Raw genomic sequence first — 17,232 nt, 5'->3', positions numbered from 1 at the left:
TAACAACTTAAAATGAGCAACAAAGAAATAATTAATAGCCTAAAAAAATCAACGCTAACTTTATTAGAATCACCTCTTAATCAAAAGGAAGTTGAAAAAGAACTAAATGACATCCATCTTCATTTTCAAAAACTTACAGAAATAACAGGTTTTGACAATAAAATTGAACATTTAGCTGCAGTTCCTTCTGCAAAAGGAAAAGCTTTAGGTTTAAACCATGCTGCTCAGTGTTTATTGGACTATAAAAGAACTGTAAAATTTTTAAAAGCTGTAGTATTAGCAATTAAAGAAAAGCAAAAAAAACATCCAAAAGAAACTATCCATTTTTTTTATGCAGGTTGTGGCCCATACGCTCCATTTATTAGCCTAATAGCACCTCTTTTTACTCCAGAAGAAATACAATTTACCTTATTAGAAATAAATAAAGCTTCAATTGATTCTGCTAAAAAACTAATTAAATCATTAGATTTAACTGACTATGTTCAAGAATTCTATTTGGCTGATGCAGTAACATTTAAAGTTCCAGAAGCTAATAAATTCCATATTCTTTTTAGCGAAACCTTAGATGCTTTATTATACAGAGAATCATACGTACCCATTCTTTACAATTTGCTTCCTCAATTCAATAAAAATGTTACATTAATTCCTGAAAATGTACTCATAAATATGAGCTTATCAAATAACACTAAAGCAAATTCAGATTTATCTGAACATAAAATGGGAAATATTTTAGATGTAAGACAAGTTATAGCTTCACATAAAGGAAAACAGCATACACCTATACAATTACCCGATAAAAAAATAGATTTTACTTCTTTAAACATGAGTGCATATAAAAGTATGTTATTAGATACTCAAGTACATGTTTATAATGATATTTGGCTAAACAGAAATGAATCTTCTTTAACATTGCCATTAGAAATGACCTTAGAACAACCTTTTCTAAATAATGCTATTATTTTCACTTATCAAATTGAACCTGACATAGAATTAAAATGTAAATTAGAATAAGAAAATTTTCATAAAAAATAAATTAATATGAAACTCCCTTTAGATTGTTTAGTTGAATACACCCCAGATTTTTTAACACAAAATGAAGCTGATACTCTTTATGAAATTTTAATAAATGAATATAATTTACACAAAAACCAATTAGTTGTTACAGTAGGCGATAAAGAATTAGTGACCGATAGTTTTAAAATATTATTTGCTACTGAAAGATTAATACAGCTTAATAATCATCCGGAAAGTATTCACGGAAAAGCATTTTTATGGTCTGGTTTAATGGCTACACTTAAAGAACGTGTAGAAAAATTCACAGGAAATCAATTTGAACTTGCCATGTGTTTATTTTACCCTAATGGAAATTATTTTGCTCCTTATCATTTTGACCAACAAACCTCAGGTTATAAAACTATTTTACCTTCCATTAGTTTAGGTGAAACTCGTCAATTTAGTTTTAAGAAAAACGATACAGAAGAAGTTTACTCTTTAGATTTAGCTAATGGAAGTTTGTTGGTAATGAAAGATTACTCGCAAGAAAGGTACACCCATAGTTTACCTAAAAACCCAGTCTATAAAAACGGTAGAATAAATATTACTTTTAGAGAATCTGGTTTTAAATAATTTAAAAAACACATTCTTGCATCTTTTTGTTCCCTCTTAACGTCTACAAAATAAAACAAAAACGATGCACAAAACACTATCACTTTTAGCAGTACCTTTACTTTTAACATCAACAAGTATTTTTGGTTTTTTAACCATAAAAAATAATTGGAATTTTGAACTTTCATCCTATAGTATTTTCCTTTTCACTTTAATTTATATTCTATTTTTGGAAAGAATAATCCCTTTAAAAAAAGAATGGAATCCTACAAAAAAATCTATCTGGATAGACCTTAAACATTTTATTTTTTCAGCAGCTTTATTTGATGCTTTAGGAAAAATGATGACATTGTATATTGTACTAATCTTACAAGAAATATTTTTTTATTCTCTAAATTTATGGGACACACCCCCCCTTATAATTACATATATTATAGCTAATCTAATAGGAGAACTCCTTCCTTATTTATATCATAGAATTAGTCATAAAGGAACTAAAAATTCATATTTAAGTGTCTTTTTATGGAAAATTCACTCTATACATCATATACCAACAAAACTAAATTGGTTTAAAACTAACTGGGTACACCCCATCAATATGTTTTTAAACGTTATATTTAAAATGCTCCCTCTTTTGTTATTAGGATTTAACAAAGAAGTAATTTATTTAGTAGGTATTACTCATATAATAGTAGCCTATATTTCTCATGCTAATATTTATACTCAAAAAAGTTTTTGGGATTATGTAATAGTTACCCCACACATTCATCATTTTCATCATAGTAAAAAAATAAAAGAGGCTAAAAACTTTGGTAATACTTTCCCTTTTTGGGATCTATTATTAGGCACATACTACAATAGAATTGGAACAGTTAAAGAGGTAGGTGTTATTGAGGAAATAAATAATAACTATCCTAAAAAGAATAACTATTTAAAACATATAATGTATCCATTCCTGAGCTTTAAAACTTGTTGTAAATAATTATTAAATTAAGAAAACACAGAAGAATATTCAATTGATTATTATACTTCCAGTAATCTTAGATCACTTTTTTGTGTTTTCTTATTTATTTACTAACTTCACAAAAAACTATAATTCAACTAAATAAGTTCATTTTTTATCAATCTCAATTTCATACAAAAATTATGAAAAAAATAACAATACCAAAATGGTTCTGGGGACTTGCTCTTTTTTTACTTTTATGGAATGTCATGGGAGTTTTTTCTTTTTTTGCACATACTTTTATCTCTGAAGAAGCCTTAGCTCTCTTACCAATAGAACAACAAGAACTTTATAGCAGTTACCCTACTTGGACAACTTTTGTTTTTGCAATAGCTGTATTCTTTGGTTTTATTGGATCTATTGCTTTACTATTAAAAAAGAAGTTCGCAAAACCTGCCTTTCTTATTTCATTATGTGCAATAATACCACAAATGGTACACAATGTACTATTTACAAAATCTATAGAAGTATATGGAATAATACAAACTGTTACAATGCCAATACTAGTAATTCTACTTGGAGTATTTGCACTATGGTTTTCAAGTTCTTCAATACATAAAGGATGGTTAAAGTAAGCTAGACAATATGTAAAAAATATTATTTCTTCGTTTTTTTAACACGTTTCAGATTTAATAAATCAATGGGGTTAATACCTAATCCTTGTATGTTTTTTTGGCTAAATCTAATTACTTCATCATAATACAAAGGAACAACGGGAGCTTCATTAATAATAATACTATCCATTTTTTGATATAAGGTATATCGCTTTTTATTATTTACTTCTTTAATAGATAGTTCATATAAAAAGTCAAAGTATTCATTTTTAAAATGAGTGTAATTAGGTCCGTTTGGCGTAAAGTTTTTACTATAAAACAATGACACGTAATTTTCAGCATCTGGATAATCTGCAATCCAACTAGCTCTAAAAACAGGTAACTTACCACTTGCTTTACCTTGACGTAATGTAGATGGAGGAATTACATCAACCTTAGTTTGTAATCCTATTTTTTGTAGCTCTCTTTGAATAAATTCACACAGATCTAAATAATTACTATTAGTAATTATCGTTATCTCAGGTGTTTTGTTTCCTGTTTCTTCGATATATTGCTCTACTAATTTTTTAGCTTTTAAAGGATTGTAAGAATATCCCGTTTGGTTATTAAACGACGGTAATCCTTTTGGAATAAATCCATTTAAAGCTGGAATCCCAATACCATTGCGTAAAAATTTAATCATCTTTTCACGATCAAATCCATAATTAATTGCTTGTCGAATATATTTAGATTGAGTTGGCAAACTTTTTTCACCTTCTAAATAAATACCCAAATATTCTGTATTTAAATAAGGCCCAGTTTGCATCTGAATTTCATCAACATACTTGTCTTTCAAAGTACCATTTGTAGTTAAAATATCATCTTTGTAAGAAGCATCTAAACTTTTCATAAAATCTAAATTACCTTGAATAAATTGTAAAAACTCACTTTGCTTATCAGGAAGAAAAGTAACAGCAACAGCTTCTAAATAGGGTAATTGAACTCCTTTAGAATCTTTTTCAAAATATAACGGATTTTTACGTAATACTAATTTCGTATTCTCAACCCATAATTTAAACTGAAACGGACCCGTACCAATTGGATTTGCTCTAAATGTATCTCCAAAATATTCTATAGCTTCTTTAGAAACCACTGAACAGTACTTCATTGCTAATAAACCTAAAAATGGCGGAAATGGTTGTTTTAAATTGATATAGAAAGTTGAATCGTTTACTGCTTTAAAACTATCTACATTTTGTAATACCCAACCTCCAGGTGAACTTACATTTTTATCTAACAATCTGTTAAATGAATATTCAAAATCAACAGCATTTACACTTCTTGTTTTTTCTTCTCCAAACAGTGTATGCGGATGAAAAAAAACATCCTTTCTTAAAGTAAATTTATATTTTTTTCCATCATTAGAAATAGTCCAACTTTTAGCTATATCTGGTTGTATATGTAAGCTATCATCTAACTGTACTAATCCATTAAACAACTGATTAACAGCCCAAATATTTCGCTGATCTTTTGCAAAAGCAGGATCTAATGATGTGATATTAGAATGCTCATTATAACGAAACACTTGTGTTTCAGTAAAATTACTTTTCTCATTTTTACATGAAACTAGTATTAATACAATTGTGAAAATTAATAAAAGACTATTTATTTTTTCTTTTATTTTTATAATACTTTTTGTTTGCAATGTATATGGTTTTAGATACTTCTACAAAAACAGTAGAACCTTCTTTATTTAAAACTTGTATCTTTTTTACTAAATCTATTTCATTTTCTTTTGTAACACGTTCTTTTATATTCTCTATCTCTTCTTTGGTAAAAATAAAGTCAACATATCCATTTTCCTTTACTGGTCTTTTAAAATTAATCGTCGCATTTTTATCCCAAACAACATAGTCATTTCCTAAAATATGCATCAACTGAATCATAAAAACAGGATCGGTAGCAGAAAACAAGCTACCTCCAAATATTGAACCTACATAATTTTTATTTTTATAACTAATAGGAATTTTTACCTTAACCATAAATAAGTCATCAGAAACACTTGTTATTCTACCAGTAGACCTCCTATACATTGGCGACAAGTTAAAGCCATACTTAAATATAGTACTTTCCTTTAAAAACTTTTTTAAAATAGATGAAATTGTTGCGTACATTTATTTATTTTTTTTCAAATCCATACTCACGTTCTACTTTACAAATACGCAATTGATATTTTTTATACCATTTATCTCTTCCTATATCTCTTGCTTCGGTATGTTCAATATTATTTTTCCAATTAGTAATTGCTTCTAAATTTTTCCAGTAAGAAACAGTAATTCCAACATCACTTCTTGCCGACTCAACTCCTAAATATCCATCTTGCTTTTTAGCTAACTCATCCATTTTTTCTGCCATTTCATAATACCCTTCAATGGTTTCAGATAATTGAGTGGTAAAAATCACTGCATAATAAGGCGGTTTAAGTGTATCTTCAATCATAAATAAAGTTCATATTTAGTTTCTGGTAAGCCAATATCTTCACTAACAAATTTCTTAACAATTTTAAAATTATGGCGTTCTATAATTTTAGCAGATGCAATATTATCATCAACTACATAGCCCACTAATTTTTTCATTCCAAATGCCCTACAGTAGGTAATTAAACTTGCACAAATTTCACTAGCAAATCCTTTTCCCCAATACTTTTCTAAAAAACGATACCCAATTTCATCATCTTCTCCATCTTTAACCAAAGCAACAGTACCTATAAACTCATTGTCTGCTTTTCTTTCAATAGCATAAATCCAAAAATCATTATTAGGTTGATCATATTTAACAATCAACTCTTTTAGTTCTTTTTCACATTCAGTTAGTGTTTTTACTTCCCCTGTTGCGTATTGCAAAACCAATGGATTACTTTCTAACTCATAAAAAGGATTTAAATCTCTTAAAACAAGTTTTCTAACGAGTAATCTTTCCGTTTCAAAAATTATCATAAATTAAGTACTTTTGCAGTTTAAAATCTGTCTCAGACAGAATAAGTAATACAATCATACGAACTTCCAAAAAATTAAAGACTTATACAAGTTTTTTGTTTTTTATTAAGGATAGAAAGAAGAATGAACGCAGATAAAAAAGTAGCTTTTTACACATTAGGATGTAAATTAAATTTCTCAGAAACTTCTACAATTGCTAGAAACTTTGTAAACGAAGGCTTTAACCGTGTTGAGTTTGAAGAAAAAGCAGATGTATATGTTATCAATACATGTTCAGTAACTGATAATGCTGATAAACGATTTAAATCAGTAGTGAAATCTGCCTTAAAACAAAATGAAGAAGCTTTTGTTATAGGTGTTGGTTGCTATGCGCAATTAAAACCTGAAGAGTTAGCTAATGTTGATGGAGTAGATTTAGTATTAGGTGCTACCGAAAAATTTAATGTTACCAGCTATATTAATGATTTAACAAAAAATGATATAGGTGAAGTTCATTCGTGTGAAATTGAAGAAGCTGATTTTTATGTAGGTTCTTATTCTATTGGAGATAGAACCCGTGCTTTTTTAAAAGTTCAAGACGGTTGTGATTATAAATGTACTTATTGTACTATTCCGTTAGCCCGTGGAATATCTAGAAGTGATACTTTAGAAAATGTTTTGAAAAACGCCAAAGAAATTTCTGAAAAAGGAATTAAAGAAATTGTACTTACTGGTGTAAATATTGGTGATTATGGTAAAGGGGAATTTGGGAATAAAAAACACGAACATACCTTTTTAGAGCTAGTACAAGCTTTAGATAAAGTAGAAGGTATCCATCGTTTACGTATTTCTTCTATTGAGCCAAACTTATTAAAAGATGAAACTATCGATTTTGTTTCAAAATCAAATACGTTTGTTCCTCATTTTCATATCCCATTACAATCTGGTAGCGATACTTTATTAAAAAAAATGAAGCGTCGTTATATGAGAAAAATATACACCAACAGAGTTACAAAAATTAAAGAAGTAATGCCAAACGCTTGTATTGGTGTTGATGTTATTGTTGGTTTCCCTGGTGAAACAGATGAATTATTCTTGGAAACTTACAACTATTTAAGTGAAATGAATATTTCTTATTTACATGTTTTTACATATTCTGAAAGACCAAATACAGAAGCAGTTGAAATGGATGGTGTGGTACCTAAAAACATTCGTGCAAAACGTAGTAAAATGTTACGTGGTTTATCTGTTAAAAAACGAAGAGCTTTTTACGAAAGTCAAATCAATAATACGTTAACTGTTTTATTTGAAAGTGAAAATAAAGAAGGGTATATACATGGTTTTACTGAAAACTATGTAAAAGTAAAAACACCTTGGAATCCAGAGTTAGTTAACACCCTTCATAAAGTTACCTTAACTAAAATTGATGAAGATGGTATTGTTCGTTTTGAATTTTGTTAGTTTAAAACAATAATTCAAAGCTCTTTTCTATTTTATAGTTCCATTAACTGATAAAAAATTCAATTTACACTTTTTGTTAGATTGAAATAATGTACTTTTAGTGTACAATTATTTCAATCTAACAAAATCATATTATGAAGTACCTTTTATCCTCAATTTTTTTATTAATCTTAAATTGTAGTTCTCCCAAAAAAACAGTTCCTGCTAAAGAAGAAATTAAAGAAGCTACAGAAAATGTAGAAACTAAAAAAACTAAAAAAATAACAGTTACGGAAACTAATAATAACGAGCTAATTGTTGTTCTTAAAAATAGTAAAAGCAGCAATGATGTTAAAAGCTTAGTAAAAAACAGTGGTTTAACTTGGAGTAAAACTGCTTATGATACTAAAACTACCGCAATAGGAATTATTACTGTTCCTAATGACCAACAAGATATTTGGATTAAACGCTTACAAGAAACTGGTGAGTTTAGATTTATAGCTAAGAACTCTACTAAAACCTTGAATAACTTAATAGAAAAAGAAAAAAACACCTTAATAAGCCTTCGAAAAACAGCCTGTTTTGGAGATTGCCCTGAATTTGATTTTTCTATAGATAAAGATGGTAATGCTTTGTACAATGGAATTAAATCGGTTACTGTAAAAGGAATACATAAGTTTAAGCTTACAGAAAAAGAATTTAAAACATTGAAAGAAAAACTATCAAAAAAGAGTTTTGAAAGTTTTAATGATGTTTATGACAACCCAAGAGTAATGGATTTAGCAAGTACTTTTATTACTTATGAAAATAAACAAATTAAAATCCGTTTATGGAATGATATTCCTGATGAATTAATCGACATCCATGAATACATTGAAGGTTTATTATTAGAGAAAAAATTCTATGAATAATGCAAAAACAGCATATTTATTTTGTTCCTGGTTTAGCAGCTAATACCAAAATATTTGAACACATTTCTTTACCTGAAGATAAATTTCAACTTCATTTTTTAGAATGGATACTACCAACATCTGTTGATGAAAGCATACAAGATTACTCTAAACGTATGTGTGCTACTATTAAACATGAAACCCCTATTTTGATAGGGGTTTCATTTGGTGGAATTATGGTACAAGAGATGAGTAAACATATTCAACATAAAAAAGTTATTATTATTTCAAGTATTAAAAGTAATGAAGAGCTACCTAAACGTTTAAAACTTGCTCAAGTAACTAAAGCTTATAAATTATTTCCTACCAAGATAATTTCCAATATTGAAAAATATGAACAATACTTCTTTAATGACTACTTAAAAAAGAGAGCTGAGTTATATAAAGTTTATTTATCAATAAGGCATGAAGATTATTTACACTGGGCTATATATAATGTACTACACTGGGAACAACAAAATCAACTAACTGACATTGTGCACATTCATGGCGATAAAGATGAGATTTTCCCTATCAAAAACATTAAAAACTCAATTATTGTAAAGAATGGTACGCACATTATGATATTAAATAAAGCAAAAACTATATCAAAAATTTTAGAAAGGGAATGTTTTTTGCTAACTTAGTAAAAGGAACAGTTAAAAGAAAAGAAAATGAATAAGCTAGTACGATTTTTACCTACAATAACCATCATTACTTTAGCTCTTTTACTAATGAATACTATTAGTAAAGATAAAGAGCCAGTTATAAAAAACGTTGCTGAAAGCTATGAGATAAAAGCTATTAAAGTTCCTGAAAGAATGGAGTTAGCTGGAGAACAAGTTCCTTTAGATAGAAACGATATTAAAGAAAGAATGGATCGTGAGTTATTGGTGAATACCTATTGGCAATCAAACGGTTTATTACTTATAAAACGTGCTCATAAGTTTTTTCCTATCATTGAACCTTTATTAAAGAAATATGACTTACCTGATGATTTTAAATACTTATGCGTAGCAGAAAGTGCTTTAATAAATATACCGTCATCAAAAGGGGCTGCTGGTTATTGGCATTTTTTACCATCAACTGGTCGTGAATTTGGATTAGAAGTTAATAGAAATGTTGATGAACGTTATAATTTAGAAAAATCAACTAGAGTTGCTGCTGCTTACTTAAAAAAAGCTAAAAGAAAATTTGGCTCTTGGACACTTGCTGCTGCAGCTTATAATGCTGGGAATGGAAGAATTTCTCAACGTTTAAAGCAACAACAAGTAACTGATTATTACGATTTATTATTAAATACCGAAACAGGAAGGTATATTTTCAGAATATTGGCTTTAAAAGAAGTTTTATCAAACCCTAAAAAATATGGATTTGTTTTTGATCAAGAAGATCTATATACATTTCCTTCAACCTATGAAGTTAAAGTTGACACTGCCATTACTAACATTGCAAGCTTTGCTAAAAATTATGGAATTACCTATAAAGATTTAAAAATAGTAAATCCTTGGCTTAGAGAAACGAAATTAAATAACAAAAGTAGAAAAGAATATATTATAAAAATACCTACCTCTAAATAAATGAAAAAAATTCTTCCTTACCTATATATCGTAATTGGTGTATTTATAATTGTTGGTACAATTAATAGTGTTTTACAAGAAAAAAGCTCCTATAGAGTATTACTTAACTTCCATACCGAGAATAAATTAATTTTTCTGGTTGTAAGAGCCCTTTTTGCAAGTTGGTTTCTATTTGACGGTATTAAAAAATTAAGAAATAAAGAATAGCTTTATAAGTCAATAGTCATTACATAATGTACACCTACTTTTTCTACAATAAAGGACTCTCCTACTATATTAAAACCCAATCCTTTATAAAAAGAAGAAGCTTCTTCTCGTGCATTACACCATAAAGTAGTAACTCCATCATTCCTTAATAAGAATAGTGCTTCATTTACAATTTGTTTACCAATTCCTTTTCCTCTTACTTCTGTTAAAGTTGCCATTCCTCTTAATTGATATTGATTATCTACAAAGTTATTATTTTCACTTTTCATCAATGTTACAATACCTACTTGCTTATCATTAAAAAAAGCTCCTAAATGGTATGTTTCATCATCAAAATCACCCACAAACTTATACGGTAAGTCAATTCCTTTTCTTAAAACTTCTTTTCTTATCAAATAAGTGTCTTCCGTCTTAATTTTTTTAATTACAGTATCCATTTTTATAATTTTATCCCTTAATTTTACACAAATTTAGTATAAAAAAATTCTTATCTAATCTAAAAAATAAGAAGCATTTAATATTTAACTATTTATTGATGAATTTAATATTTAAACCTATTGATAAAGAACGTATTTTTAAAATCATACCTTTATTAACAGTTGTAAACACTACTACTCCTAGTGATATTTTAAAATTACGTGTTGAAGAAATGACTACCTATTCAAACTACGAATGTGTAGGTGCTTTTGAAAATGATAAATTAATAGGCATTTGCGGGCTTTGGTATAGTACAAGGCATTATATTGGTAAAAGTGTTGAACCTGACCATGTTGTTATAGATGAAACATATCGTGGGAAAAACATTGGTAAGCAATTTTTTAATTGGATTTATGAATACACTAAATCAAAAGGATGTGAAGCAATGGAATTAAATACCTATACAGGAAATAGAAAATCTCATAAATTCTATTATAATGAAGGCTTCGAAATCTATGGTTTTCATTTTCTAAAAGTTTTAAGAGAAGATAACTCTTTTTATTAATTAACATTGAGTTTTTTTTAAGCGAAATAATAAATTCTATCTGCATTCTTCAACAATATATATAGTATAATTGAGTAATGATTTCTCTAGATACGGTTTGATTTTCTAGTTTCCTATGAGCGAGCTATAACACAAATATGATTGTAAATAGTAATAATATTTCTTATGTTTTTGGTATTGTTAAGAATTGTTAGAACACTCAATTGCTATATCTATTTTTTTAGGTTATATATTTATCAAAAATAAAGGTTTACAGGTTACCTAAGTAATTTCTGCAATTCTTTATATATTTACCTAAAGTTCCTTTTATCCGGAACTATAATCCAATAAACGAGAACTTTGTTCTCTATATAACGAGTTACCAGCAATAAAAACTAACTCACAAATGATAAACTTTTTCAACCGAACAAAATCAAATATAAATTCAATTGTAATTCCTGATTTTGGGTGGAAAAAACAAAAAGCAGACAAAAGTATAATTCAATGGATTAACGCTGAACAAACAATCGCTTTATCCTTAAATTATTTTGACTTAAAACCTGACTTACCTTCATTAAAAGAGATTGACGTAGTTAGAGCTTTTTACAGAGGTCAGATTTCTCAAGCAAATGGAGGATTAATTCAAGTTGACTATTCTGATATAAAACATCAAGCTATCAAAACAATATTTAAAATACCTCAAGAGCCTTCTGGTATGGTTTACTTAGCTTCATTAACAATTCCTTTTAAAAACTGTAGTTATGTTATAAAAATACAAGCACCTGAAATAGGAATGACTGGAATAAGAGATTCTATTATAGCTGACAAATTAATGCAAGAGGGAAAAATAGATATTGGAGAGAATGGATATAAAAACTGGTTTTCTGATCCATATGATAGTAATTATAGTGGTGGAACTTTGATGAATAAATCTGAAGACCCTATTTATGATTTAGATTTTGAAAACCACCCTTTAACACAAGCACGCAAATTGATGTCTCAAATTGAAAAAGAGATTGAATTTAAACCTGAAATTGAAAAATTAAAACAGTTCATAAAATAACTGCAGGTAACACGGTATATAAAACATAGCTAATAAAGGCTAAACCGAAAGGTTTGTGTATATTTATGAAGCCCGCTAAATTTTTAATTTGGCTTTTAAAAAGAGAAAAATTAAAAACAAAATATAAAAATTCGGCTCTGTGTTTATCCGAAAAGTTAGTGTCTTTTTATACGCTACGTTTCATACACAAGACCGTTAGCTACAATTAAAAAATAAACTTTGAACAAAGAAAAAAAAACAAATATTTGGAAATTACTTTTTATTATCGCTCCTGCCATATTATTTGGAAACATTACTGAAATATTAAAAGATAAAAACATAGCTTTTACAGTTGGTTTGACAATTATTGGAATTTCATTAGGTTTTTTAGCTCATTATTTAACAAAGAAAAAAACTTTGACTATTAAAATTATAACTCTAAGCATTTTAATAGTAATTCCTTTAAGTATTATTGCTTTTAATGTCGAAAATGAATTAGAAAAAAAATGGACTAATCAGATTATAAATACAATTGAATTTTCGTCACCAACTGAATTAAAATTAATCAATTCTGACATTCCTAAAAATCTTAAATTTACTACTTTGTAAACTTAAGAAATGTATAATTAATTGCTTACGGATTTGCTCCTTCGGACAAATCTCGCAGACAATTAATTTCATCTATTTTAATTACTTTTACGTTAAAATTACGCAACTAACCATACACAAATACGTTAGCCACAATAATGAAAAAACTACTTCACATCATACTTGGATTATTCATAACAGGATGTTCTTCACAGCCAAAAGTTTTGACAGAAAGTCAATACACAAAGAAGTACATAAAGATTATGGAAAATAAGTATCCTAACGTAAACTACGAAATAATTGAACCGTTAGTTCTAAAAGCAACTTATGGTGAGGATGGCGAAGTAACTCATTATTTGGACAACTCATATCGAGAATACAAACTTGATCCAAAAGAAATTGATGAAGTCATTGAAAGATATTCCAATGCTTCTGGAGATATTTATAACAAAAGCAAAGAAATAAACGTCGATAGAATTGTTCCAATTATTAAACCAAGTGACTATTTTGAACAATTGAAAACGCTTGGGAATTCTGTTGCGGACTATAAAGTACCAGAATTAATTTGGGAACCTTATAATGAGGACTTGATTATAGTTTACGCAGAGGACAGAGAAGAAAGCATCCATTATTTCAACCAAAAGGAGTTTGAAAAACTTGAAATTTCAAAAGACACTCTTTTGGAATTTTCAGTTAATAACCTAAACAATGTATTACCGAAAATTGAGAAAATTGGAGAGAATGGAAATTTCGGACTGATTGCAGGTGGAGATTATGAAGTTAGTTTATTGTTAATGACTGACATTTGGACTAAAGAGAACTTTGATGTGAACGGAGAAATTGTAATCGCAATTCCAAATCGTGATTTAGTTTTCATTACAGGTTCAAATGACAAAGAAGCAATTGAAAAACTGAAAGGAACTGTCAAAGAAAGTTATGAAACTGGTAATCATTCTATTTCGACCAATTTTTATAAGTGGAATGGAAAAAAGTTTAAAAAAATATAATATTACAGTGGCTAACAATGGCTATAATTCATTGTGGTTTTGTGCCACACCAAAATAAAAGTATTAATCAAAAGCTGATTTCTAAGCGGAATAATTCCGCGGATGATTCCACAACGAAATCATAGCCCAGACCGTTAGGCACAAGCACAAAAATTTAACATAAATAACTATAAATCAAAATTATAATGAGAAAAAGAATTTTATTAATTGCATTGATTGGGATAAGCAATTTAATTATGGGACAAGTTAGTGATACAGGAGATAAAGTTGGAATAGGAATAACAAATCCTATTTTTAAATTACATATTAGCTCACCTAGCAATCAGTTAATGAGATTTACCAGTACTAACGGAACATGGATGGACTTTGAAAGTACAAATGCTACTATCGGCAACAGAATATGGAGTATTGGACATTTTGGGACTTCAGGTAAATTTGGGGTTTACCAAAGAGATGGTACAAATCAATATCGTTTGACGATTAATCATCAGGGATCTGTTGGAATTGGAACAACAAATCCAGATATGAAACTCTCTGTATATAGTGACAATAAATATATTAGTCGATTTCATTCTAATGAAACTTCAGACTTAATGACTGGAATTAGAATTGGAAGAAAATTATCAACAGGAGGAGGTTCATATGCAGATTTAGTTAATCTATCTGACGGATTTGGTATAAGCGCTGGATATAGTGGAGGAAATTTACCCCTGAATACACAAAACACAAATCACATCGCTATATATACTAATTTTTCTACACGAAATATTGGTATTGGTACTACAACTCCTGGAATCTGGAAATTAGCTGTTAATGGAAACATAAGAGCAAAAGAAATTAAAGTAGAAACCGGTTGGTCTGATTTTGTGTTTTATGATGATTATAAATTACCAACACTTAAAGAAGTAGAAAAACACATCAAAGAAAAAGGTCATTTAAAAGATATTCCAAGTGCTAAAGACGTGGAAAAGAACGGAATATTTTTAGGGAAAATGGACTCGAAATTATTACAAAAAATTGAGGAATTAACACTTTATACAATCCAACAACAAAAAGAAATTGAAGAATTAAAATTGCAAAATAAAATACTTCTTGAATTACAAAAAAGATTAGAGAAGTTAGAAAAGAAATAAAACCAGTGCCTAACAATCTGTATAATTAATGGCTATCAATTGATAAAATCAAAAGTGTTTCCTTTTTAACAAAATTAGTGATTAACTGAAAGTTTGGTTATTTTAACATGCCACTAACCATACAGTAAACGTTAGGCACAAGCTAAAATAACAAACTATAAAATTTAAAAAAATATGAAAAGTAAATTATTATTAATCTCATTAATTGGATTGAGTTTTGGAATAAAAGCTCAAAACACTTTTCCTTCAAATGGAAATGTTGGTATTGGAACAACAACCCCCTCTACTACTTTAGATGTTAGAGGTAATGTTAATTTAAATAATCAATATAGTACTGCACCTGAATACCTTAATTCGGGTTATTACGTTTATAAATCTGGTTCAGTAGCCTATGGCATGAAATTGCAATACACTTCGGGTAAATTCGGTACAATGATTTTTGGACCAAACCAATCTAATCGTTTTATAGGTTTCGGAAAAGTAGGAAACGAGCTAAAAGATAATAAAATAATCGAATTTATGAGAATTGATTTAAATTCAGGTAACTTAGGTATTGGGACTGAAAACCCTAAAAGCAAACTTGATTTCGGATCAAATTATTCAGACCCATCTACATATCCAAATAAAATTACATTATGGTCTGGTGGAGAGAATAATTATTTTGGTTTCGGAATCAGTAATGGTGATTTAGACTATATTAGTCAAGGAAATCATCGCTTTTATACTGGGTATAATGGAACATCTGGTTCTGAAAAAATGGTTATTAAATCTAATGGAAATGTAGGTATTGGAACAACAGATCCTAGCAATTGGAAACTTGCGGTTAATGGAGAAATAAGAGCAAAAGAAATAAAAGTCGAAACTGGGTGGTCTGATTTTGTTTTCTACGATGATTATAAATTACCAACACTTAAAGAAGTTGAAAACCACATTAACGAAACAGGGCATTTAAAAGATATTCCAAGTGCTAAAGAAGTAGCTGAAAATGGAATTTTTCTTGGAGAAATGGACTCTAAATTATTACAAAAGATTGAAGAATTGACTCTTTATACAATTTCTCAGGAAAAGAAAATTAATAAACAAAATTCGAAATTAATAAAACAAGAACAAGAAATTACTGAATTGAAATCTTTAAATAAAAAACTTCTGGATTTACAAAAAAGATTAGAGATATTAGAAAAGAAATAACGCCAGTGCCTAACAATCTGTATAATTAATGGCTACTAATTGCCAAAATCAAAGGTCTTTACTTTTAACAAAGTTAGGGTATTTATTGAAAACTTAGTGATTTTAAACACCACTAATCATACAGTAAACGTTAGCACAAATATGAAATCGAGCACTTTAATAATATTTCTGCTTTTATTTGGGTTGTTTCATTCTTGTAATGAAAAATCGGAAAATAAGAAAGCGGAATTTATTGAAAACAAATTATTTGGAAAAGTAAAAAGTGTCGAGACAAGAACTTTTGAAAATGATACTTTAAAATCAAGAGTATGGGAATTCTATAAAGAAAATGGAGCAATTGAAAAAGAAGAAACACATTTTGAACCGAATTTATCCTCTATTGTTAGACATTATAAATATGATGAAAAGAATAGATTGATAAGAGAACAAATTATTACAGACGGAGATTCTACTTTTTCGAGTAAATATTCATACAATAATCTCGGACTTGAAAAAAAAGAAGAATCTTATTTAAATAAAATTCAAACAGTTACAGAATTTAAACTTGATAGTTTAGGAAAAACCATTGAAAAGAAATTTGGATATGTGGAAACAAATGGATTTAGAAATTGGGAATATGAATATCCTAATAAAAACATAACTCTGACAAAGGAATTTTTTAAAAGTAATTCGCCAGAGAAAATAACTGAATTAAAAATTGTTCCTCAAGAAAGCAAAAAAGTTCGGACTACGAAATATTCATTTCCGCCATCAGAATCAAAAGAAATTTTCTATCATAATAACTTGGGAAACCTAATCAAAATGGAAAAGTATTATAACGGTAAATTGATAGAAAGTAAGAGTTTTACGTATGAATTAGACTTGAATCAAAATTGGATAAAGTCAGAAAGTGAATTGACAAGAAAAGAAAGAATTATAGAATATTACTAAAAAAATAACAGGTGCTAACAAAGAACTGTGGTAAAAAACAACTAATTTTTGTTTAATTTTTAACCAAAGTATTTCTGTAAGTCTCATCGTATATTAATCCTGATTTTGCAA

The 17,232-nt window shown here is 28.3% G+C and carries 21 protein-coding genes; 16 read left to right on the top strand and 5 right to left on the bottom strand.

Features of this window, described 5'->3' with window-relative positions:
• Positions 1–12: 12 nt before the first annotated feature.
• The 4 genes from ACKTTQ_RS02395 to ACKTTQ_RS02380 all read left to right on the top strand — a co-directional run bounded on the left by ACKTTQ_RS02395 (position 13) and on the right by ACKTTQ_RS02380 (position 3,183).
• Positions 13–1,011, top strand: coding sequence for an SAM-dependent methyltransferase (locus ACKTTQ_RS02395; protein WP_408048295.1), 999 nt, complete (start codon positions 13–15; stop codon positions 1,009–1,011).
• A 27-nt stretch (positions 1,012–1,038) separates the two neighbouring features.
• On the top strand, positions 1,039–1,626 hold the full coding sequence (locus ACKTTQ_RS02390) for an alpha-ketoglutarate-dependent dioxygenase AlkB (protein WP_408048294.1): 588 nt from the start codon (positions 1,039–1,041) through the stop codon (positions 1,624–1,626).
• A 64-nt stretch (positions 1,627–1,690) separates the two neighbouring features.
• On the top strand, positions 1,691–2,587 hold the full coding sequence (locus ACKTTQ_RS02385; RefSeq protein ID WP_408048293.1) for a sterol desaturase family protein: 897 nt from the start codon (positions 1,691–1,693) through the stop codon (positions 2,585–2,587).
• 164 nt (positions 2,588–2,751) lie between these two features.
• Positions 2,752–3,183 carry a hypothetical protein gene (locus tag ACKTTQ_RS02380; protein ID WP_408048292.1) on the top strand — a complete coding sequence of 144 codons (432 nt, stop codon included), beginning with the start codon at positions 2,752–2,754 and terminating at the stop codon, positions 3,181–3,183.
• Between the two features lie 22 nt (positions 3,184–3,205).
• Here the strand turns inward: ACKTTQ_RS02380 and ACKTTQ_RS02375 are convergent, their stop codons facing one another.
• The 4 genes from ACKTTQ_RS02375 to ACKTTQ_RS02360 are packed head-to-tail and all read right to left on the bottom strand — an operon-like array spanning position 3,206 to position 6,137.
• On the bottom strand, positions 3,206–4,846 hold the full coding sequence (locus tag ACKTTQ_RS02375; RefSeq protein ID WP_408048291.1) for an ABC transporter substrate-binding protein: 1,641 nt from the start codon (positions 4,844–4,846) through the stop codon (positions 3,206–3,208).
• On the bottom strand, positions 4,803–5,315 hold the full coding sequence (locus tag ACKTTQ_RS02370; protein ID WP_093871786.1) for a DUF4442 domain-containing protein: 513 nt from the start codon (positions 5,313–5,315) through the stop codon (positions 4,803–4,805). The genes ACKTTQ_RS02375 and ACKTTQ_RS02370 overlap by 44 nt, the downstream gene beginning before the upstream one ends.
• Before the next feature lie 4 nt (positions 5,316–5,319).
• Positions 5,320–5,640 carry an antibiotic biosynthesis monooxygenase family protein gene (locus ACKTTQ_RS02365; protein WP_093871787.1) on the bottom strand — a complete coding sequence of 107 codons (321 nt, stop codon included), beginning with the start codon at positions 5,638–5,640 and terminating at the stop codon, positions 5,320–5,322.
• A complete protein-coding gene (locus tag ACKTTQ_RS02360; protein WP_093871788.1) occupies positions 5,637–6,137 on the bottom strand; it encodes a GNAT family N-acetyltransferase in 501 nt (166 codons plus the stop codon). The genes ACKTTQ_RS02365 and ACKTTQ_RS02360 overlap by 4 nt, the downstream gene beginning before the upstream one ends.
• A 123-nt stretch (positions 6,138–6,260) precedes the next feature.
• Between ACKTTQ_RS02360 and mtaB the strand changes: the two genes are divergently transcribed.
• From mtaB to ACKTTQ_RS02335, 5 genes are all read left to right on the top strand, one after another.
• Positions 6,261–7,577 (top strand): tRNA (N(6)-L-threonylcarbamoyladenosine(37)-C(2))-methylthiotransferase MtaB, encoded by a 1,317-nt coding sequence (mtaB, locus tag ACKTTQ_RS02355; RefSeq protein ID WP_093871789.1) that lies wholly within the window; start codon positions 6,261–6,263, stop codon positions 7,575–7,577.
• Positions 7,578–7,711: 134 nt separating this feature from the next.
• Complete coding sequence (locus ACKTTQ_RS02350) at positions 7,712–8,467, top strand: DUF6438 domain-containing protein (protein ID WP_093871790.1); 756 nt, start codon at positions 7,712–7,714, stop codon at positions 8,465–8,467.
• Positions 8,467–9,132 (top strand): alpha/beta hydrolase family protein, encoded by a 666-nt coding sequence (locus ACKTTQ_RS02345; protein ID WP_093871791.1) that lies wholly within the window; start codon positions 8,467–8,469, stop codon positions 9,130–9,132. The genes ACKTTQ_RS02350 and ACKTTQ_RS02345 overlap by 1 nt, the downstream gene beginning before the upstream one ends.
• A 27-nt stretch (positions 9,133–9,159) precedes the next feature.
• Positions 9,160–10,065: a lytic transglycosylase domain-containing protein gene (locus tag ACKTTQ_RS02340; protein ID WP_093871792.1), complete on the top strand. Its 906-nt coding sequence runs from the start codon at positions 9,160–9,162 to the stop codon at positions 10,063–10,065.
• Positions 10,066–10,272 carry a hypothetical protein gene (locus tag ACKTTQ_RS02335; protein ID WP_093871793.1) on the top strand — a complete coding sequence of 69 codons (207 nt, stop codon included), beginning with the start codon at positions 10,066–10,068 and terminating at the stop codon, positions 10,270–10,272. It begins immediately after the preceding gene.
• A gap of 2 nt (positions 10,273–10,274) precedes the next feature.
• On the opposite strand, the gene ACKTTQ_RS02330 is transcribed toward ACKTTQ_RS02335, so the two are convergent.
• Positions 10,275–10,709 (bottom strand): GNAT family N-acetyltransferase, encoded by a 435-nt coding sequence (locus ACKTTQ_RS02330; protein ID WP_408048290.1) that lies wholly within the window; start codon positions 10,707–10,709, stop codon positions 10,275–10,277.
• 98 nt (positions 10,710–10,807) lie between these two features.
• Between ACKTTQ_RS02330 and ACKTTQ_RS02325 the strand changes: the two genes are divergently transcribed.
• The 7 genes from ACKTTQ_RS02325 to ACKTTQ_RS02295 all read left to right on the top strand — a co-directional run bounded on the left by ACKTTQ_RS02325 (position 10,808) and on the right by ACKTTQ_RS02295 (position 17,121).
• Positions 10,808–11,254 (top strand): GNAT family N-acetyltransferase, encoded by a 447-nt coding sequence (locus ACKTTQ_RS02325; protein ID WP_408048289.1) that lies wholly within the window; start codon positions 10,808–10,810, stop codon positions 11,252–11,254.
• Between the two features lie 385 nt (positions 11,255–11,639).
• Positions 11,640–12,296 carry a hypothetical protein gene (locus ACKTTQ_RS02320; protein WP_408048288.1) on the top strand — a complete coding sequence of 219 codons (657 nt, stop codon included), beginning with the start codon at positions 11,640–11,642 and terminating at the stop codon, positions 12,294–12,296.
• Between the two features lie 219 nt (positions 12,297–12,515).
• On the top strand, positions 12,516–12,884 hold the full coding sequence (locus tag ACKTTQ_RS02315) for a hypothetical protein (RefSeq protein WP_408048287.1): 369 nt from the start codon (positions 12,516–12,518) through the stop codon (positions 12,882–12,884).
• A 137-nt stretch (positions 12,885–13,021) separates the two neighbouring features.
• Positions 13,022–13,870 carry a DUF1444 family protein gene (locus ACKTTQ_RS02310; protein ID WP_408048286.1) on the top strand — a complete coding sequence of 283 codons (849 nt, stop codon included), beginning with the start codon at positions 13,022–13,024 and terminating at the stop codon, positions 13,868–13,870.
• 185 nt (positions 13,871–14,055) lie between these two features.
• Positions 14,056–15,003 carry a hypothetical protein gene (locus tag ACKTTQ_RS02305; RefSeq protein ID WP_408048285.1) on the top strand — a complete coding sequence of 316 codons (948 nt, stop codon included), beginning with the start codon at positions 14,056–14,058 and terminating at the stop codon, positions 15,001–15,003.
• A 174-nt stretch (positions 15,004–15,177) separates the two neighbouring features.
• Positions 15,178–16,191: a hypothetical protein gene (locus ACKTTQ_RS02300; RefSeq protein ID WP_408048284.1), complete on the top strand. Its 1,014-nt coding sequence runs from the start codon at positions 15,178–15,180 to the stop codon at positions 16,189–16,191.
• A gap of 141 nt (positions 16,192–16,332) precedes the next feature.
• Entirely contained in the window at positions 16,333–17,121 is a 789-nt protein-coding gene (locus ACKTTQ_RS02295; RefSeq protein ID WP_408048283.1) for a hypothetical protein, read from the top strand.
• Positions 17,122–17,232: the final 111 nt, after the last annotated feature.

Origin of the sequence: Tenacibaculum halocynthiae (assembly GCF_964512825.1) — a bacterium.
Taxonomy (GTDB): Bacteria; Bacteroidota; Bacteroidia; order Flavobacteriales; family Flavobacteriaceae; genus Polaribacter; species Polaribacter halocynthiae.
The sequence above is the reverse complement of the archived record's forward strand: the minus strand, read 5'-3'. Positions and strand labels throughout refer to the sequence as shown.